Raw genomic sequence first — 16,532 nt, 5'->3', positions numbered from 1 at the left:
CATGAAAGCTGCCCTGCTAGACGAACCCGGCGACGACATCGCCCAAGCGCTCGAAGACGGCTGGCTGCCGATCCGCGAAGTGGCGCGTCAGACCGGCGTCAACGCCGTGACCCTGCGCGCCTGGGAACGCCGTTACGGCCTGATCGTGCCCCAGCGCACGCCCAAGGGCCATCGGCTGTTCAGCGCCGAGCATGTGCAGCGCATCCATACCATCCTCACCTGGCTCAATCGCGGCGTGCCGGTGAGCCAGGTCAAAGGCCTGATCGACTCGGCCCAGTCTCTTCCCGAGGCGGTGGAAAACGAGTGGCACAGCCTGCGCCAGAACCTGGTGCACGCTATCAGCGAATTGACCGAACGCCGGGTCGATGACGCCTTCAACCAGGCCATGGCGCTGTACCCGCCACGCACGTTGTGCGAGCAACTGATGCTGCCGCTGCTGCGAGCGTTGGAACAGCGTTGGCAAGGCCAGTTCGGCGCGCAGATGGAGCGGGTGTTTTTCCTCTCATGGCTGCGCAGCAAATTCGGCGCACGCATTTACCACAACAATCGCCAGTTGCACGGCGCACCGTTATTGCTGGTCAATCAGTCCGACCTGCCCCTGGAGCCACACCTGTGGCTCAGTGCCTGGCTCGCCAGCAGTGCCGATTGCCCGGTGGAAGTGTTCGACTGGCCGTTGCCCGCCGGCGAACTGGCCCTGGCGGTGGAGCACCTGCAACCGCGGGCCGTGCTGCTGTATTCGAGCAAGGCGCTGCATTTGTCGGGTCTGGAAAAACTTTTGGGCGGCGTCCGTTGCCCAAAATTGATCGTCGGACCAACGGTATGCATCCACCAGGCCGAGTTGGCCGTATTAGCCCAGGACATCCCTGAATTGTTCGTCGCCGAAGAGTTGTTGTCGGCCCACCAGCTACTGATCCAGCGTGGACTCGTTTAAATGCATTTGATCTGGCTGCGCACCGACCTGCGCCTACACGACAACACCGCCCTGACCGCCGCGAGCCAGCGGGGCCCGATCGCCGCCGTGTACCTGATCACGCCCGAACAATGGCTGGCCCATGACGATGCACCGTGCAAGGTGGATTTCTGGCTGCGCAACCTGGATGACCTGAGCAAGACACTCGGCGAACTGAACATTCCCCTGCTGATCCGTACGGCAGCCACCTGGGACCAGGCACCCGACGTGCTGGGCACGCTGTGCCGTGAACTGGCCGTGGAGTCGGTGCACGTCAACGAGGAATACGGCATCCATGAAAGCCGTCGTGATGCGGCCGTGTCCAAGGCATTGGAGTCGGCGGGCATCAGCTTCCACAGCTACCTGGATCAACTGTTCTTCCAGCCCGGCAGCGTGCTGACCAAGACCGGCACTTACTTCCAGGTGTTCAGCCAGTTCCGCAAGGTCTGCTACAGCCGTCTGCACAGCGCCCTGCCCCGGATAGTCCCGGCCCCCAAGGCCCAGGCTGCGCTCAAGCTGAAAAGCGACCCGATCCCAAAGACAGTCGACGGTTTCGAGCCACCCAGCGAGACCCTGCGTGCCCTCTGGCCCGCCGGTGAAGACGAAGCCCGGCGCCGCCTCGACGCTTTCGCCGACCAACAGATCAGCTACTACAAGGACGAACGCGACTTCCCCGCCAAGCCCGGCACCAGCCAGTTGTCGGCGTACCTCGCCGCCGGCGTGGTGTCGCCGCGCCAGTGCCTGCACGCTGCACTGCAGACCAACGGCGGCGAGTTTGAAAGCGGCGACATGGGCGCCATTACCTGGATCAACGAACTGCTGTGGCGTGAGTTCTACAAGCACATCCTGGTGGGTTACCCACGGGTGTCGCGCCACCGGGCGTTCCGCCCCGAGACCGAAGCCGTCGCCTGGCGCAACGCGCCCAAGGACCTGGCCGCCTGGCAGCAAGCGCGCACCGGCCTGCCGATCATCGACGCCGCCATGCGCCAACTGCTTGAAACCGGCTGGATGCACAACCGCCTGCGCATGGTCGTGGCGATGTTCCTGACCAAGAACCTGCTGATCGACTGGCGCGAAGGCGAGCGCTTTTTCATGCGCCATCTGATCGACGGCGACCTGGCGGCCAATAACGGCGGCTGGCAGTGGAGTTCGTCCACCGGCACCGACTCGGCGCCGTACTTCCGGATTTTCAGCCCCTTGAGCCAATCGGAAAAATTCGACAGCGAAGGCGTATTCATCAAGCGCTGGCTGCCGGAACTGGCCGCGCTGAATAAAAAGGAAGTGCACAACCCCGAAGCCGCCGGTGGTTTGTTCGGCGTGGCCGATTACCCGCGTTCGATTGTCGACCTGAAAAAGTCCCGTGAACGCGCCCTGGCCGCCTTCCGCAGCCTGCCCTCGCGACAAGCCGCTGGGGGCGAGTATGAGTGACTTCCTGCGCCGCTTCGCCCAGGCCTTTTCCACGCTGGACAAGCACAACCTGCACCTGCTCGACAGCCTGTACAGCCAGGACATCCGCTTCGCGGATCCACTGCATGAAGTGCAGGGCCTGCCCGCCCTGCACCGCTACTTCGCCGAGCTGTACAGCAACGTCAGCCAGTTACGCTTCGACTTCCACGGTTTCGATCAGGTGACCGAAGGTGAAGGTTACCTGCGCTGGAAAATGAGTTTCTGCCACCCACGCCTGGCCAGCGGCAAGGTGATCCGGGTGGAAGGTTGTTCGCACTTGATGTGGCGTGACAAGGTGTACCGCCACCGCGATTATTTCGATGCCGGCGCCATGCTGTACGAACACGTGCCCGTGCTGGGCAGCGTCGTTGGCTGGCTGAAAAGGAGAATGGGATGAGCGATACATTGCCTCGACGTTATTGGCTGACCGGCGCCAGCAGTGGCATCGGTGCCGCGCTGGCCGTGGAGTTGCTCAACAGCGGCGCCCACGTCGCCTTGAGCTCACGCTCGAAAGGCCCGCTGGAAGCGCTCGCCCACCGTTACCCTGGCCAGGTGCTGGTGGTGGCCGGCGACCTGACCAACAGCCAGACCGTGCGCGAGATTGGTGAGCGCATTGGCGAGGCCTGGGGCGCCCTGGACACGGTCATTCTCAATGCTGGCACCTGTGAATACGTGGATGCCCGACAGTTTGACTCATCGATCATCGAGCACGTGGTGCGTACCAACCTGCTGGCCAGCAGTTATTGCATCGAAGCCGCCCTGCCACTGTTGCGCGCCGGGCGCACCCCGCACCTGGTAGGCGTCGCCAGCGCCGTGACCTACCTGCCGATGCCACGCGCCGAAGCCTATGGCGCGTCCAAGGCGGGTCTGCGCTACCTGTTCGAATCCCTGCGTATCAGCCTGTCGCCGGAAAACATCGACGTCACCGTGATCAGCCCGGGCTTTGTCGACACTCCGCTGACCGAGCGCAATGACTTCCCCATGCCGCTTAGTTGGTCAGCGGATAAAGCCGCACGGCACATTTTCGCCAAGCTGGAAAAGCGCCCTCTGGAAATCGCCTTTCCTGCACTGTTCATCGCCACGTTGTGGCCCCTGTCGAAACTGCCGAACCGTGCGCAACTGATCATCGGCAAGCGCATGTTGCGCAGCCCGCCGCCTAAAAAGGACGACCTGTGAAGATCGCCATTATCGGCAGCGGCATCGCCGGCCTGACCAGCGCCTATCTGCTCAGCCGCCGTCACGACATCACCCTGTTCGAAGCGGGCGACCGCATCGGCGGGCATACCCACACCGTCAATGTCACTGTCGAGGGTAAAAACTACGCGGTCGACACCGGCTTCATCGTGTTCAACGACTGGACCTACCCCAACTTCATCCGCTTGCTGGGGCAGATCGGGGTGGCGTTCAAACCGACCGAGATGAGCTTTTCGGTGTGCGACGAGCACACCCGGTTCGAGTACAACGGCAACAACCTCAACAGTTTGTTTGCCCAGCGTCGCAATATTTTGTCGCCGGGGTTCTGGGGCATGTTGCGCGATATCCTGCGCTTCAATCGCCAGGCGCCGCTGGACCTGCAGCAGCAGCGCATCAGCGCTGACATGACCCTGGGCAGCTACCTCACCGCCGGCGGCTACGGCGAGCGGTTTGTCCGGCACTACATCGTGCCGATGGGCGCGGCGATCTGGTCGATGTCCCTGGCCGATATGCTGAAGTTTCCGTTGCAGTTCTTTGTGCGCTTCTTCAAGAACCACGGGTTGCTCTCTGTGAACAACCGCCCGCAATGGTGCGTGATCGAAGGGGGATCAAGCCGCTACATCGAGCCGTTGACCCGCAGCTTTCGCGAACGGATCCGCCTCAATTGCCCTGTGCATAAAGTGGCACGCACCGACGACGGCGTGGTTATCCACAGCCCGGCCGGCAGTGAGGCATTTGATCGCGTGGTGTTCGCCTGCCACAGCGACCAGGCCCTGGCGTTGCTGGCCGACCCGAGCCAGGCCGAACAGGAGATCCTCGGCGCCATGCCCTACGCCGATAACGACGTGGTATTGCACACCGACACGCGCCTGCTGCCCGACCGCAAACTCGCCTGGGCCAGTTGGAACTACCGGCTGACCGGCAATCGCCAGGCACAGGCGGCGGTGACCTATGACATGAACATCCTGCAAGGCATCGACAGCACCACCACGTTTTGCGTCAGCCTCAACCAGACAACCATGATCAACCCGCTGAAGGTACTGGCCCGTTACACCTACGCCCACCCGCAGTACAGCCTGGCGGCGGTGGCAGCGCAGGCGCGTCGCGAAGAAATATCCGGCGTGAGCAATACCTTCTACTGCGGCGCCTACTGGGCCAACGGCTTTCATGAAGACGGCGTGGTCAGCGCACTGCGCGTGGCCGAAGCCTTTGGGGAAACCCTGTGAACAGCGCCCTGTACAGCGGGTGGATCGCCCATCGGCGGTTTGCGCCCAAGGCCCATGCCTTTCGCTACCGCATCGGCCTGCTGTACCTGGATTTGAGCGAAGAACACCAAGTGCTGGGGCTTTCACCCCTGGCCGGGCGCAGCCGCCTGGCCCCCTTCGGTTTTCGTCAGCAGGACTACCTGCGTGAATGGACGCGCAGCGGCATGAACTTGAGCGATGCCGTGCGCCAGGAAGTCGGCAAGGCACTGGGGCGTACACCCCAGGGCGTTATCTGCCTACTGACCCAGGCCCGCAGTTGGGGCCTGGCTTTTAACCCCGTGAGTTTCTTCTACTGCTTCGAGGCCGACGGACGTCTGGCCGCGATCCTGTGTGAAGTGACCAACACCCCATGGCGCGAACGCTATCACTACGTGTTGCCGGCCCAGGCCCTGGACGCCGATGAACACCAGCATTTCGCCGTGGCCAAGGCCTTCCATGTGTCGCCGTTTCTACCCCGCGACCTGGAATACCGCATGAGCTTCAGCCCTCCCTCCGCCAGGCTGGGCGTGCACATGGCCGATTGGCAGGGCACGCAGAAAATCTTCGACGCCACGTTGAGCCTGGAGAAAGAAACGCTGGATCGCGCCAGCCTGCATCGCTACCTGTGGCGTTTCCCCTGGATGACCGCCAAGACCTGCCTCGCTATTTACTGGCAGGCCCTGCGCCTGTTGCTCAAACGCACGCCGATTTTTTCCCACCGGGCCGCCGATGGCGCCTCTCGCACCGCAGTCGGTTACACCAAGGATCGCCGCCATGAAATCCCCTAGCTTATCGGTCAAGACTCACCGCCTGAACGTCAACGGCATGACCGCCGCGCTGCTGCGCAAGGCGGTGTTGCGCCAACTCAGCCAACTGCGCCATGGCCAACTGGTGGTGATCGAGGACGGCGAGCGCCAAGTGTTCGGCGCACAGGAAGCGCACTTGATGGGGGAAATCCAGATCCTGGACTCTGCCGTGTGGGGCCTGGTGGCGGCCAACGGCTCCATCGGCGCCGGCGAAGCGTTTATCCACGGTTACTGGACCAGCCCGGACCTGACCGCCGTGGTGCGCGTGATGGTCAGCAACCTGGACGTGCTCGATGCAATGGAAGGCGGCCTGGCACGCCTGGCGCGGCCGTTCACCCAGGGCCTGCACTGGCTCAACCGCAACACGCGCAAGGGTTCACAGAAAAACATCGCCGCCCACTACGACCTGGGCAACGACCTGTTCGAAGAATTCCTCGACCCGACCATGATGTACTCCGCGGCGCAGTTTCTGACGCCCGACGACACCCTTGAACAGGCGCAGTTGAACAAGCTGGAGCGCATCTGCCAGAAGCTCGCCCTCAAACGCACCGACCACCTGCTGGAAATCGGCACCGGTTGGGGCAGCATGGCGCTCTATGCGGCGCAGCATTACGGCTGCCAGGTCACCACCACGACCTTGTCCAGGGAACAGTTCGCCTACACCCAACAACGCATCGACGCCCTGGGGTTGCAAGGCCAGGTCACGCTGCTGCTGCAGGATTACCGCGACCTCACCGGCCAATACGACAAGCTGGTGTCCATCGAGATGATCGAGGCGGTGGGCCATCGCTTCCTGCCGACCTACTTCAAACAATGCGCGCGCCTGCTCAAGAACGACGGCCTGATGCTGCTGCAAGCCATCACCATCCGTGAGCAACGCTTTGAACAGGCCAAGCGCAGCGTGGATTTTATCCAGCGCTATATCTTTCCTGGCGGCGCCCTACCCTGTGTGCAGAACATGCTGCACATCGTCAGCCGCGACACCGATATGAACCTGCTGCACATGGAGGATTTCGGCCTGCACTACGCACGAACCCTGCGCCTATGGCATGAGAACTTTCGCCGCGCCCACGGTCGCCTCGCCGAGTTGGGCTACGACCAGTATTTCCTGCGCCTGTGGGAGTTCTACCTGTGCTACTGCGAAGGTGGCTTCATGGAGCGCACCATTGGCACTGCGCAGTTGCTGCTGGCCAAGCCGTCGGCGATCAACCCGCCGCTGCTCGGGCGCTTCAGTGCTTAAGACGCTGGCCAATGCCGTGCTGTTTCAGTGCGGCTGGTTTGCCTGTGTGCTTGGTGGCGACAGCGCGTGGTTAATGGTGGGGCTTGCCGTGCTGGCAGTTCACCTGCTGTGGATAAGTTCGTGGGCTGAAGACGGCAGGTTGATCCTGGCCGTGATGGTTCTGGGCACCCTATTGGACACCACGTTGCGCATGCTGGGGGTGTTTGAGTTCACGGAACCGGGCACGTTGATTCCCTTCTGGTTGATCCTGCTATGGGCATTGCTGGCGACGACGTTGCGCCATTGCCTGGCCTGGAGTGCCCGTCCCTGGTGGCGTGCCGCTGTGCTGGGCGCGCTGGGCGGCCCGCTGTCTTATTACGCCGGTAGCCAACTGGCCGGGGTGCAGTTTGGTTTCGGCTTCGCGCCAACAATGGTTGCGCTGGCGTTGCTCTGGGCGATGGTGTTTGTGGGTTTGCATCGGCTGGCGCGCTGACGTCCGTCAGCCGTATCACACGTGCGTCACCCGCTTGCCTTACACTGCACGCCTATGACCAACATCCCCCACATCCAAATCGCCGAACCCGCCGTCACTTGCTCGACGTGTGCGGCCTGCTGCTGCCAGCTGGAAGTGATGCTGATCACCGACACCGGCGTGCCGGAACGCTATATCGATACCGATGACTGGGGCGGTGAAGTGATGCTGCGCCTGGATGACGGCTGGTGCGCGGCACTGGACCGGGACACGATGATGTGCACGATCTACGAGCGACGACCACTGATTTGCCGGGAATTCGAGATGGGCGCGCCGGAGTGCCTGGAAGAGCGACAGGGTATCGCTACCGCCTACCGCTGATGCTGAATGTGGGAGGGGCTTGCCCACTCCCACATGGGTTTTGCAGTGTTCTGAAGGGTTACAACGGCAAGGTGTAGTGCAACGAGTAGCTCTCTACCCCGTCGTTATTGCTGCTGATACCCGCGTTGGAGTAATGCGTGGCACGAATGCCCACCTCATGCCCACCCGCGAAGCGCAGGCCGAAACCCAGGCGGTCTTCGAACTGAAAGGCCTGGCCGATGTTGTTGTCTTCCAGCTTGGTGCGGGAAAACACCGCCACCCCGATCCCTGCCTCGATATAAGGCTTCACCGATTCCCCGGCAAACTCATACACAAACACCGGCGAGAACGACAGGCTGCTGGCGCTGGCTCGCTTGTCCCCATCCCAATAGGTGTAGGCGCCGCTCCAGTAGCCGGTCAATCGACCGGTATCGCTCTGCCACCAGCTTTTATCCCAGTCAGATGTCAGCCCCAGGCGATAGGTCATGGTCGAATCACTGGTGCTCCCCACCCCGAACTCCAGGCCAGCAGCTTGTGCCGAAACAGAGTGCCCCACTACAGCGGCCGCAATCGCAGCCAAACAGAACAAGCGCTTCATAAGAAACATCCTTTCCGAACGAAGTTATATGGTTGTGTACAGGCTATCTCGCTATAGAAGCTGGCGTGTAGCCAGAAGTTCCAGCTAATAACGCAGGCATTTCACGAAATTTTCACGAGTCGAAGCTTCTCACAACGCCCGGATATTTCCATAGTGTCGGTAGGATATTTCTTAGGTGATACACATCACCGCTGGTCCAGAACTGTGCCGGTGCTGGATTGCCGACGGCCAACAGGTCGCGCTCACCCAGCAAACGCTTGAGTTGACGGGCCACGGCGGCGCCGGTGTCGATGAGGATAATGCTGGGGGGCAGCATCTGCGCCAGGAGCGGCCTGAGGAAGGGATAGTGGGTGCAGCCGAGGATGATGGTGTCGCAACCGGCGCTGAGCAGCGGGTCGATATACCCCTGCAACAACTGGCGCAAGGCCGGGCTGGTCAGGTCACCGCTTTCAATCAGCTCCACCAGGCCCGGGCATGGCTGGGTGATGACCTTCACATCGGTAGCGAAGCGGTCGAGCAACGCGGCGAACTTGGCGCTTTGCAGCGTGCCGGTGGTGGCAAGCACCCCAACCACGCCGCTGCGGGTGGCTGCCGCCGCCGGTTTGACAGCAGGCTCCATGCCCACCAGCGGCCAATCGGGAAAATCCCGACGCAGATCAGCCACGGCGGCAACCGTAGCGGTATTGCAGGCAATCACGAAGGCTTTGGCGCCCTGCGCCTGGAAAAATGCCGCCACCTGCCGGGAGCGCTCAAGGATAAACGCCGGGCTTTTCTCGCCGTAGGGGATGTGCCCGCAATCGGCCACGTACAGCAGTGATTCCTGGGGCAATAGCTGCTGGATTTCATCCAACACGGTCAAGCCGCCGATACCGGAATCGAACACACCGATCGGCGCGCCCTTAACCATGTGGCGCCCCGCACACAGTGCAACCGGGGTCACGCTTGACGCGCAGTTCGCGAAAACGTGTGGCCAAGGCGTCGATCAGCAACAAGCGTCCCACCAACGGCTCACCGAAACCGGCCAGCAGTTTCAAGGCTTCCAGGGCTTGCAGGCTGCCGACCACACCGACCAGTGGGCCGACCACGCCAGCCTCACTGCAGGTGAGTTCGGTATCGCTGCCGTGCCCATACAGGCAGTGATAGCACGGGCTCTCGGCGCGTCGCGGGTCGAACACCGACAGTTGCCCTTCAAGACGGATCGCAGCGCCGCTGACCAAAGGCTTGCCGGCACCGACACAGGCCGCGTTGACGGCTTCGCGGGTGGAGAAGTTATCACTGCAATCGAGCACCACGTCTACCGCTTCGACCGCCGCAGCGAGGGAATCGGCATCCAGCGCACTGCGATGGGCCACCAGTTTGATTTCAGGGTTGAGGGCGTTCAGGCGACGAAGGGACGAGTCGACCTTGGTCTGCCCGACGGCGTCGGTGTCATGGATGATCTGGCGCTGCAGGTTGGTCAGGTCGACCGTGTCGAAGTCCGCCAGATGCAACTCGCCGACGCCGGCGGCAGCGAGGTACAACGCAACGGGCGCGCCCAGGCCACCAAGACCTACGATCAGGGCACGGCCGTTTTTCAGGCGCAATTGGCCGTCTATGTCGACATGCTGCAACAGAATCTGTCGGCTATAGCGCAACAGCTCCTGATCGGTCAGCACGGCCGGCGCCCCAGGGTGATGCGTTCGTGGCCACCGAGGTCGATGCGGCTGTGCACTTCTTCGAAACCTTCACTCAACAGCAGGTCACGCACCGCCGGGGCCTGGTCGTAACCATGTTCCAGCAGCAACCGCCCACCGGCATTCAGGTGGGCCGGGGCCTCCTTGATAATCAGGCGCAGGTCGTCCAAGCCATCATGACCGGCCACCAGTGCGCTGGCTGGTTCGAAACGCACGTCGCCGGCCACCAGGTGCGGATCGTTGGCGGCAATGTACGGCGGGTTACTGATGATCAGGTCATAGCGATGACCTTGCAGCGCGCTGAACCAATGGCTGTTCAGCACCGTAGCGTTAGCGAGGTGCAACCGCTGGCGATTGCGCTCGGCCAGGGCCACGGCTTCCAGCACACGGTCGACGGCGGTGACCTGCCAGGCCGGGCGTTCGCTGGCCAGGGCCAGGGCGATGGCGCCGCTGCCGGTGCCCAGGTCGAGGACCTTGGCGAGGGTGGCGGGCAACAATTCCAGGGCGGTTTCCACCAGCAACTCAGTATCTGGCCGCGGGATCAGCGTGTGAGGCGCGACCTCCAGGTCCAGCTTCCAGAAGCCTTGTTGACCGAGGATATAGGCCACCGGCTCACCGCCACGACGGCGCTGCAGGTAGCCTGCAAAGATCAGCGCATGCTCGCTGCTGACGATTTTCTCGGGCCAGGTGTGCAGGTAGCTGCGGGACTTGCCCAAGGCAGCCGCCAGCAACAATTCGGCATCCAGGCGTGCCGTGGGTGAATCGGGCAGGTCGGCGGCGCGCAGCAGGCTGGCGATGATGGTCATTTATTCACCTATCGCGGCCAGTTGATCGGCCTGGTATTCGGCGAGCAACGGTTCGATCACCGCGTCCACACCACCGGCAAGGATTTCGTCCAGGGAGTAAAGGGTGAGGTTGACCCGGTGGTCGGTGACCCGGCCCTGGGCAAAGTTGTAGGTACGAATGCGCTCGGAGCGGTCGCCCGAACCCACCAGCAACTTGCGCTCGCTGGCAATCGCGTTGGCGGCGGCGCTGGTCTGCTGGTCATTGAGCTTGGCCGACAGCCAGGACATGGCCCGCGCACGGTTCTTGTGCTGGGAGCGCTCTTCCTGGCACTCCACCACGATGCCCGACGGCAAGTGGGTGATGCGGATCGCTGAGTCGGTCTTGTTGACGTGCTGGCCACCGGCGCCCGAGGAGCGGTAGGTGTCGATGCGCAGGTCGGCCGGGTTGATCTCGATGGCCTCCTGTTCGTCCGGCTCGGGCAATACGGCCACCGTGCAGGCGGACGTGTGAATACGACCTTGGGATTCAGTCGCTGGAACCCGCTGCACGCGGTGCGCGCCGGACTCGAATTTGAGCTTGCCGTAGACGTTGTCGCCCTCGACCCGTGCAATCACTTCTTTATAGCCGCCGTGTTCGCCTTCGTTCTCCGACAGGATCTCGACGCGCCACCCACGACGTTCGGCATACCGCGAGTACATACGGAACAGGTCGCCGGAGAAGATCGCCGCCTCGTCGCCGCCGGTGCCGGCACGGATTTCGAGGAACACGTTGCGCCCGTCGTTCGGGTCCTTGGGCAGCAGCATGCGTTGCAGGTCGCCCTCCAGCTCGGCGAGTTTTTCCTTGGCTTCGCGGACTTCTTCCACGGCCATTTCACGCATGTCCGGGTCGCTGTCCTTGAGCAGTGCCTGGGCACCTTCAAGGTCCGCCTGCACTTTCAGCAGGTTTTTATAGGTGGCGACCACGGGCTCAACTTCGGCGTATTCCTTGGAATAGGCACGGAACCTGGCCTGATCGGCGATGATCTCGCCATCGCCGAGCAGGGCGGTCAGTTCTTCGAAACGGTCCTGGAGCACGTCCAGTTTATTGAGCAGTGACGCTTTCATTGCGGTTTTTTATCCGAAGAGCTATCTGACGCGCCCTCACCGAGGGCAAAGAGTTCCTGGGCCATGGCCAGCGCATCGAGGCGGCCTTCGGCGGTAAGCTTTTTCAGTTGCACGCTGGGTGCATGCAGCAATTTGTTGGTGAGGCCACGGGCCAGTTGCATCAGCACTTCTTCGGCGCTGCTGCCATTGGCGAGCAAGCGCTGGGCCTTGATCAATTCCTCGTCGCGCAGGCGTTCGCCTTGCTGACGATAGGCCTTGAGCACGTCCACCGCCGCCAGTTCGCGCAAGCGCACCATGAAGTCTTCGGCGCCGGTGCTGACCATTTCCTCGGCGGCCTGGGCAGCACCCTGGCGGCTCTTGAGGTTTTCGGCGACCACTTCGTGCAGATCGTCGACGCTATAGAGGTAAACGTCGTCCAACTCGCCGACTTCGGGTTCGATATCCCGGGGAACAGCAATATCCACCATGAAGATCGGCTTGTGCTTGCGCAGCTTCAGCGCGCTCTCGACCGCGCCTTTGCCCAGGATCGGCAGTTGGCTGGCGGTGGAGCTGATGACGATATCGCTGCGTACCAGCTCCGCCGGAATGTCCGCCAGTAACACCGCATGGGCGCCGAACTGCTCGGCGAGGATGCTCGCGCGTTCCAACGTACGGTTGGCGACCACGATACGCTTCACGCCCAGGTCATGCAGGTGGCGGGCGACCAGGGTGATGGTCTCGCCGGCGCCGATCAGCAGGGCCTGGCTGCGTTGCAAGTCACTGAAAATCTGTTTGGCCAGGCTGACGGCGGCAAACGCCACGGACACCGGGTTTTCACCGATGGCAGTGTCGGTGCGCACCTGCTTGGCGGAATTGAAGGTGGCCTGGAACAGCCGCCCCAGCAGCGGGCCGACGGTACCAGCCTCGCGCGCCACGGCATAGGCAGACTTCATCTGGCCCAGAATCTGCGGCTCGCCCAACACCAGCGAATCGAGACCGGCCGCCACACGCATCATGTGACGAACTGCCGCATCCTCTTCGTGCACATAAGCGCTGGCGCGAAGGTCATCGAGGTCCAAATGATGGTAATCGGCCAGCCAGCGCAGTACGACATCCGCTGAAAGATGCTCCTGCTCTATATAAAGCTCGCTGCGATTGCAGGTCGAAAGGATCGCAGCTTCGCGACTGTCGGTGAGCCGGCAGAGCTGCTGCAGGGCCTCAACCAACTGCTCCGGCGTAAACGCCACGCGCTCGCGCACGTCTACGGAGGCAGTCTTGTGGTTAATACCGAGTGCGAGGAAGGCCATTCAATATCGCTGATGATGTCGGGAAGCCGACAATTGTCCTACTTCGAAAGATTCAGAACAACCACCGTCGTCTATTGTCCTAATGCCTTGTGTCTATAAAGGCATCAACTGAGACTCGGTTATGTTTGGCCGAAGGCTTGTGTCATGATGATCCGACCGCAGGTTAGTCGTCCTCTTCCTATATGAATAGATCTTCCGCGTTGCTCCTCGCCTTTGTCTTTCTCAGCGGCTGCCAGGCCATGGCTCCCGTGTCGCCGGACGGTACGCCACCGGTGGAAGACAGCGCCCCCGCCCCTGAAAAGCCCAAGGTTTATTCTTCGTTCACCGAAGAAACGGTGTACAGCTTGCTGACTGCGGAACTGGCCGGCCAACGCAATCGCTTCGACATTGCGTTGGACAACTACGTGACCCAGGCCATCAACACCCAGGATCCGGGGATTTCCGAGCGGGCCTTCCGCATCGCCGAGTACCTGGGGGCCGACCAGGCTGCGCTGGACTCCTCGCTGATCTGGGCGAAAAACGCCCCGGACGACCTGGAAGCACAGCGGGCGGCAGCCATTCAACTGGCACGCGCCGGGCGCTATGACGACTCCATGGTCTATATGGAGAAAGTCCTGCAGGGCAAGGGCGACACCCATTTCGACTTCCTCGCGCTGTCGGCTGCCGACACCGACCAGGACACGCGCAATGGCCTGATGAAGAGTTTCGACCGCCTGCTGCAAAAGCACCCGAAGAACAGCCAGCTGATTTTCGGCAAGGCGTTGCTGCTGCAACAGGATGATGAAGCCGACGCCGCACTGAAGCTGCTGGAGCAGAATCCGCCGGAAGAAGGCGAAATCGCCCCGATCCTGCTGCGTGCACGCCTGCTTCAGAACCTCAACCGTGGCAAGGAAGCGATTCCGCTGCTGGAAAAAAGCCTCAAGAAGTATCCGGACGACAAGCGCCTGCGCCTGACTTACGCCCGCATGCTGGTCGAACAGGACCGCATGGAGGACGCCAAAGTGCAGTTCGCCAACCTGGTCCAACAATACCCGGACGATGACGAATTGCGTTATTCCCTGGCACTGGTCTGCCTGGAAGCCAAGGCCTGGGACGAGGCCAAGGGTTACCTGGAAGAGCTGATCCAGCGTGAAAGCCATGTAGATTCGGCACACCTGAACCTCGGGCGCATCGCCGAAGAGCGCAACGATCCGCAAGCCGCCCTGCTCGAGTACGCCCAGGTCGGCCCCGGCAACGACTACCTGCCCGCCCAATTGCGCCAGGCCGATATCCTGATGAGCAACGGCCGCACAGACGAGGCGGAGAAACGCCTGGCCGCCGCGCGGGATGCCGAACCGGATTACGCGATCCAGCTCTACCTGATCCAGGCCGAAACCTTGTCGGCCAACAATCAGGGCGAGCGCGCCTGGAAGTTGCTGCAACAAGCGTTGCTGCAATTCCCGGACGATTTGAACTTGCTATACACCCGCGCCATGCAGGCGGAAAAACGCAATGACCTGGCGCAGATGGAAAAAGACCTGCGCCTGATCATCAAGCGCGATCCGGACAACGCCATGGCCCTCAACGCCCTGGGCTACACCTTGTCCGACCGCACCACGCGCTACGACGAAGCCAAGGTGCTGATCGAGCAAGCCCACAAGCTGAACCCGGAAGACCCGGCCGTGCTCGACAGCCTGGGCTGGGTGAATTACCGCCTGGGCAACCTGGACGAGGCCGAACGCTTGTTGCGCCAGGCACTGGAACGCTTCCCCGACCAGGAAGTCGCCGCGCACCTGGGCGAAGTGCTGTGGGCCAATGGCAAACAGCGTGAAGCACGGCAAATCTGGGAGAAATTCCTCAAGGAACAACCCGAAAGCCCCATCCTGCGCGGCACCATCAAGCGCCTGACCGGATCCGAGACCCTTTAAACCTATGTTTTTGCGCCATGTTGTTATTTTCAGCTTCATCGCCCTGCTCGCCGGTTGTGCGGGCATCGGCAGCCGCGAATCCGTTGAAGGCCAGGGCAACCCGGCGCAATGGAAGCAGCACAAGGACCAGCTCAGCAGCATCGATGGCTGGCAGATCGAAGGCAAAGTGGGGGTTCGCGCGCCGAAAGACTCCGGCAGCGGCACCTTGTTCTGGCTGCAGCGCCAGGACTACTACGATATTCGCCTGTCGGGTCCGCTGGGCCGTGGCGCCGCACGCCTGACCGGCCGGCCAGGGCAAGTCAGCCTTGAAGTGGCCAACCAGGGCCGTTATGAGGCGACCTCGCCGGAAGCGTTGCTGGAAGAACAGATCGGCTGGAAACTGCCGGTGTCTCACCTGGTGTGGTGGGTCCGTGGCCTGCCAGCGCCTGATAGCAAGAGTCGCCTGAGCCTGAACGGCGACAGCCGCCTGGCCAGCCTGGAGCAGGATGGCTGGCAGGTCGAATATTTGAGCTACGTGGAGCAAAGCGGCTATTGGTTGCCCGAGCGCGTCAAGCTGCATGGTCCCGACCTTGATGTCACGCTGGTGATCAAGGACTGGCAACCACGCAAACTGGGGCAATAACGTGTCCGTACAAAAATTGACCCTGCCCTCCCCGGCCAAGCTCAACCTGATGCTGCACATTCTCGGTCGCCGTGAAGATGGCTATCACGAGCTGCAGACGTTGTTTCAATTCCTCGACTATGGCGACGAGCTGACCTTCGCCGTGCGCGACGATGGCGTGATCAGGCTGCATACCGAATTCGAAGGCGTGCCTCACGACAGCAACCTGATCGTGAAGGCCGCAAAAAAACTTCAGGAGCAATCCGGCTGTCCGCTCGGCATCGATATCTGGATCGATAAAATCCTGCCCATGGGTGGCGGCATCGGTGGTGGCAGCTCGAATGCCGCGACAACTCTGCTGGGTCTGAATTACTTGTGGCAACTGGGTTGGGACCATGATCGCCTCGCCGCGCTGGGCCTGACGCTGGGTGCCGACGTCCCGGTTTTCGTGCGTGGGCACGCGGCTTTCGCCGAGGGCGTAGGGGAGAAACTCAGCCCGGAATACCCCGAGGAGCCGTGGTATGTCGTGCTTGTTCCGCAAGTATCTGTAAGTACAGCAGAAATTTTTTCAGATCCGTTGTTGACACGTAACTCTTCTCCCATTAAAGTGCGCCCCGTTCCCAAGGGAAACAGTCGAAATGACTGCTTACCGGTTGTAGCAAGGCGTTATCCAGAGGTACGTAACGCTTTGAATTTGTTAGGTAAATTTACCGAAGCAAAATTAACCGGAACTGGAAGTTGTGTGTTTGGGGGCTTCCCAAGCAAAGCTGAAGCTGATAAAGTCTCGGCCCTTCTTACAGAGACCCTTACAGGGTTTGTAGCAAAGGGAAGCAACGTTTCGATGTTGCATCGCAAGCTGCAAAGTCTGCTCTAAAGGAATCGAGTGTC

General features: G+C 61.7%; 18 protein-coding genes. 12 read left to right on the top strand and 6 right to left on the bottom strand.

Annotated features, from left to right (window positions below):
• Nucleotide 1 precedes the first annotated feature (1 nt).
• From AC3WP7_RS00420 to AC3WP7_RS00380, 9 genes are read left to right on the top strand one after another with little or no spacing between them, the layout of a single operon-like run.
• Nucleotides 2–931 carry a MerR family transcriptional regulator gene (locus tag AC3WP7_RS00420; protein WP_102591635.1) on the top strand — a complete coding sequence of 310 codons (930 nt, stop codon included), beginning with the start codon at nt 2–4 and terminating at the stop codon, nt 929–931.
• A complete protein-coding gene (gene phrB, locus AC3WP7_RS00415; RefSeq protein ID WP_093119958.1) occupies nt 932–2,377 on the top strand; it encodes a deoxyribodipyrimidine photo-lyase in 1,446 nt (481 codons plus the stop codon).
• A complete protein-coding gene (locus AC3WP7_RS00410) occupies nt 2,370–2,792 on the top strand; it encodes a nuclear transport factor 2 family protein (protein ID WP_092240603.1) in 423 nt (140 codons plus the stop codon). The genes phrB and AC3WP7_RS00410 overlap by 8 nt, the downstream gene beginning before the upstream one ends.
• Nucleotides 2,789–3,571, top strand: a complete 783-nt coding sequence (locus tag AC3WP7_RS00405) for an SDR family NAD(P)-dependent oxidoreductase (protein ID WP_092240601.1) — start codon at nt 2,789–2,791, stop codon at nt 3,569–3,571. The genes AC3WP7_RS00410 and AC3WP7_RS00405 overlap by 4 nt, the downstream gene beginning before the upstream one ends.
• The gene (locus AC3WP7_RS00400; RefSeq protein ID WP_102591636.1) at nt 3,568–4,815 is read left to right on the top strand and encodes an NAD(P)/FAD-dependent oxidoreductase; all 1,248 of its coding nucleotides are present in this window, start codon (nt 3,568–3,570) and stop codon (nt 4,813–4,815) included. The genes AC3WP7_RS00405 and AC3WP7_RS00400 overlap by 4 nt, the downstream gene beginning before the upstream one ends.
• A complete protein-coding gene (locus AC3WP7_RS00395) occupies nt 4,812–5,621 on the top strand; it encodes a DUF1365 domain-containing protein (RefSeq protein ID WP_092240597.1) in 810 nt (269 codons plus the stop codon). Before AC3WP7_RS00400 ends, AC3WP7_RS00395 begins: the two co-directional genes overlap by 4 nt.
• Nucleotides 5,608–6,879 (top strand): SAM-dependent methyltransferase, encoded by a 1,272-nt coding sequence (locus AC3WP7_RS00390; protein ID WP_092240595.1) that lies wholly within the window; start codon nt 5,608–5,610, stop codon nt 6,877–6,879. The genes AC3WP7_RS00395 and AC3WP7_RS00390 overlap by 14 nt, the downstream gene beginning before the upstream one ends.
• Nucleotides 6,872–7,351, top strand: a complete 480-nt coding sequence (locus AC3WP7_RS00385; RefSeq protein WP_102591637.1) for a DUF2878 domain-containing protein — start codon at nt 6,872–6,874, stop codon at nt 7,349–7,351. The genes AC3WP7_RS00390 and AC3WP7_RS00385 overlap by 8 nt, the downstream gene beginning before the upstream one ends.
• A 54-nt stretch (nt 7,352–7,405) precedes the next feature.
• Nucleotides 7,406–7,711, top strand: a complete 306-nt coding sequence (locus tag AC3WP7_RS00380) for a YkgJ family cysteine cluster protein (RefSeq protein WP_092240591.1) — start codon at nt 7,406–7,408, stop codon at nt 7,709–7,711.
• A 58-nt stretch (nt 7,712–7,769) separates the two neighbouring features.
• Here the strand turns inward: AC3WP7_RS00380 and AC3WP7_RS00375 are convergent, their stop codons facing one another.
• The 6 genes from AC3WP7_RS00375 to hemA all read right to left on the bottom strand — a co-directional run bounded on the left by AC3WP7_RS00375 (nt 7,770) and on the right by hemA (nt 13,136).
• Nucleotides 7,770–8,288, bottom strand: coding sequence for an acyloxyacyl hydrolase (locus AC3WP7_RS00375; RefSeq protein WP_071491044.1), 519 nt, complete (start codon nt 8,286–8,288; stop codon nt 7,770–7,772).
• 112 nt (nt 8,289–8,400) lie between these two features.
• A complete protein-coding gene (murI, locus tag AC3WP7_RS00370) occupies nt 8,401–9,195 on the bottom strand; it encodes a glutamate racemase (protein ID WP_071491043.1) in 795 nt (264 codons plus the stop codon).
• Nucleotides 9,188–9,943 carry a molybdopterin-synthase adenylyltransferase MoeB gene (moeB, locus tag AC3WP7_RS00365; protein WP_102591638.1) on the bottom strand — a complete coding sequence of 252 codons (756 nt, stop codon included), beginning with the start codon at nt 9,941–9,943 and terminating at the stop codon, nt 9,188–9,190. The genes murI and moeB overlap by 8 nt, the downstream gene beginning before the upstream one ends.
• Entirely contained in the window at nt 9,937–10,767 is an 831-nt protein-coding gene (prmC, locus tag AC3WP7_RS00360) for a peptide chain release factor N(5)-glutamine methyltransferase (protein ID WP_071491041.1), read from the bottom strand. The genes moeB and prmC overlap by 7 nt, the downstream gene beginning before the upstream one ends.
• A complete protein-coding gene (gene prfA / locus AC3WP7_RS00355; RefSeq protein ID WP_092240587.1) occupies nt 10,768–11,850 on the bottom strand; it encodes a peptide chain release factor 1 in 1,083 nt (360 codons plus the stop codon).
• A complete protein-coding gene (hemA, locus tag AC3WP7_RS00350) occupies nt 11,847–13,136 on the bottom strand; it encodes a glutamyl-tRNA reductase (protein ID WP_058423108.1) in 1,290 nt (429 codons plus the stop codon). The genes prfA and hemA overlap by 4 nt, the downstream gene beginning before the upstream one ends.
• A gap of 182 nt (nt 13,137–13,318) precedes the next feature.
• Here hemA and AC3WP7_RS00345 point away from each other — a divergent pair, with 182 nt between their 5' ends.
• Genes AC3WP7_RS00345 through ispE form a run of 3 tightly spaced genes read left to right on the top strand, consistent with a single transcriptional unit; the run spans nt 13,319 to nt 16,518 of the window.
• Entirely contained in the window at nt 13,319–15,043 is a 1,725-nt protein-coding gene (locus AC3WP7_RS00345; protein WP_071491039.1) for a tetratricopeptide repeat protein, read from the top strand.
• 4 nt (nt 15,044–15,047) lie between these two features.
• On the top strand, nt 15,048–15,665 hold the full coding sequence (gene lolB / locus AC3WP7_RS00340; protein WP_092240584.1) for a lipoprotein insertase outer membrane protein LolB: 618 nt from the start codon (nt 15,048–15,050) through the stop codon (nt 15,663–15,665).
• Between the two features lies 1 nt (nt 15,666).
• A complete protein-coding gene (ispE, locus tag AC3WP7_RS00335) occupies nt 15,667–16,518 on the top strand; it encodes a 4-(cytidine 5'-diphospho)-2-C-methyl-D-erythritol kinase (RefSeq protein ID WP_071491037.1) in 852 nt (283 codons plus the stop codon).
• The last annotated feature ends 14 nt before the right edge of the window (nt 16,519–16,532 follow it).

It is taken from the genome of Pseudomonas sp. FW305-3-2-15-C-LB1, assembly GCF_058787615.1.
Note: the sequence above shows the minus strand (reverse complement) of the source record. Positions and strands in the feature narration are given on the sequence as shown.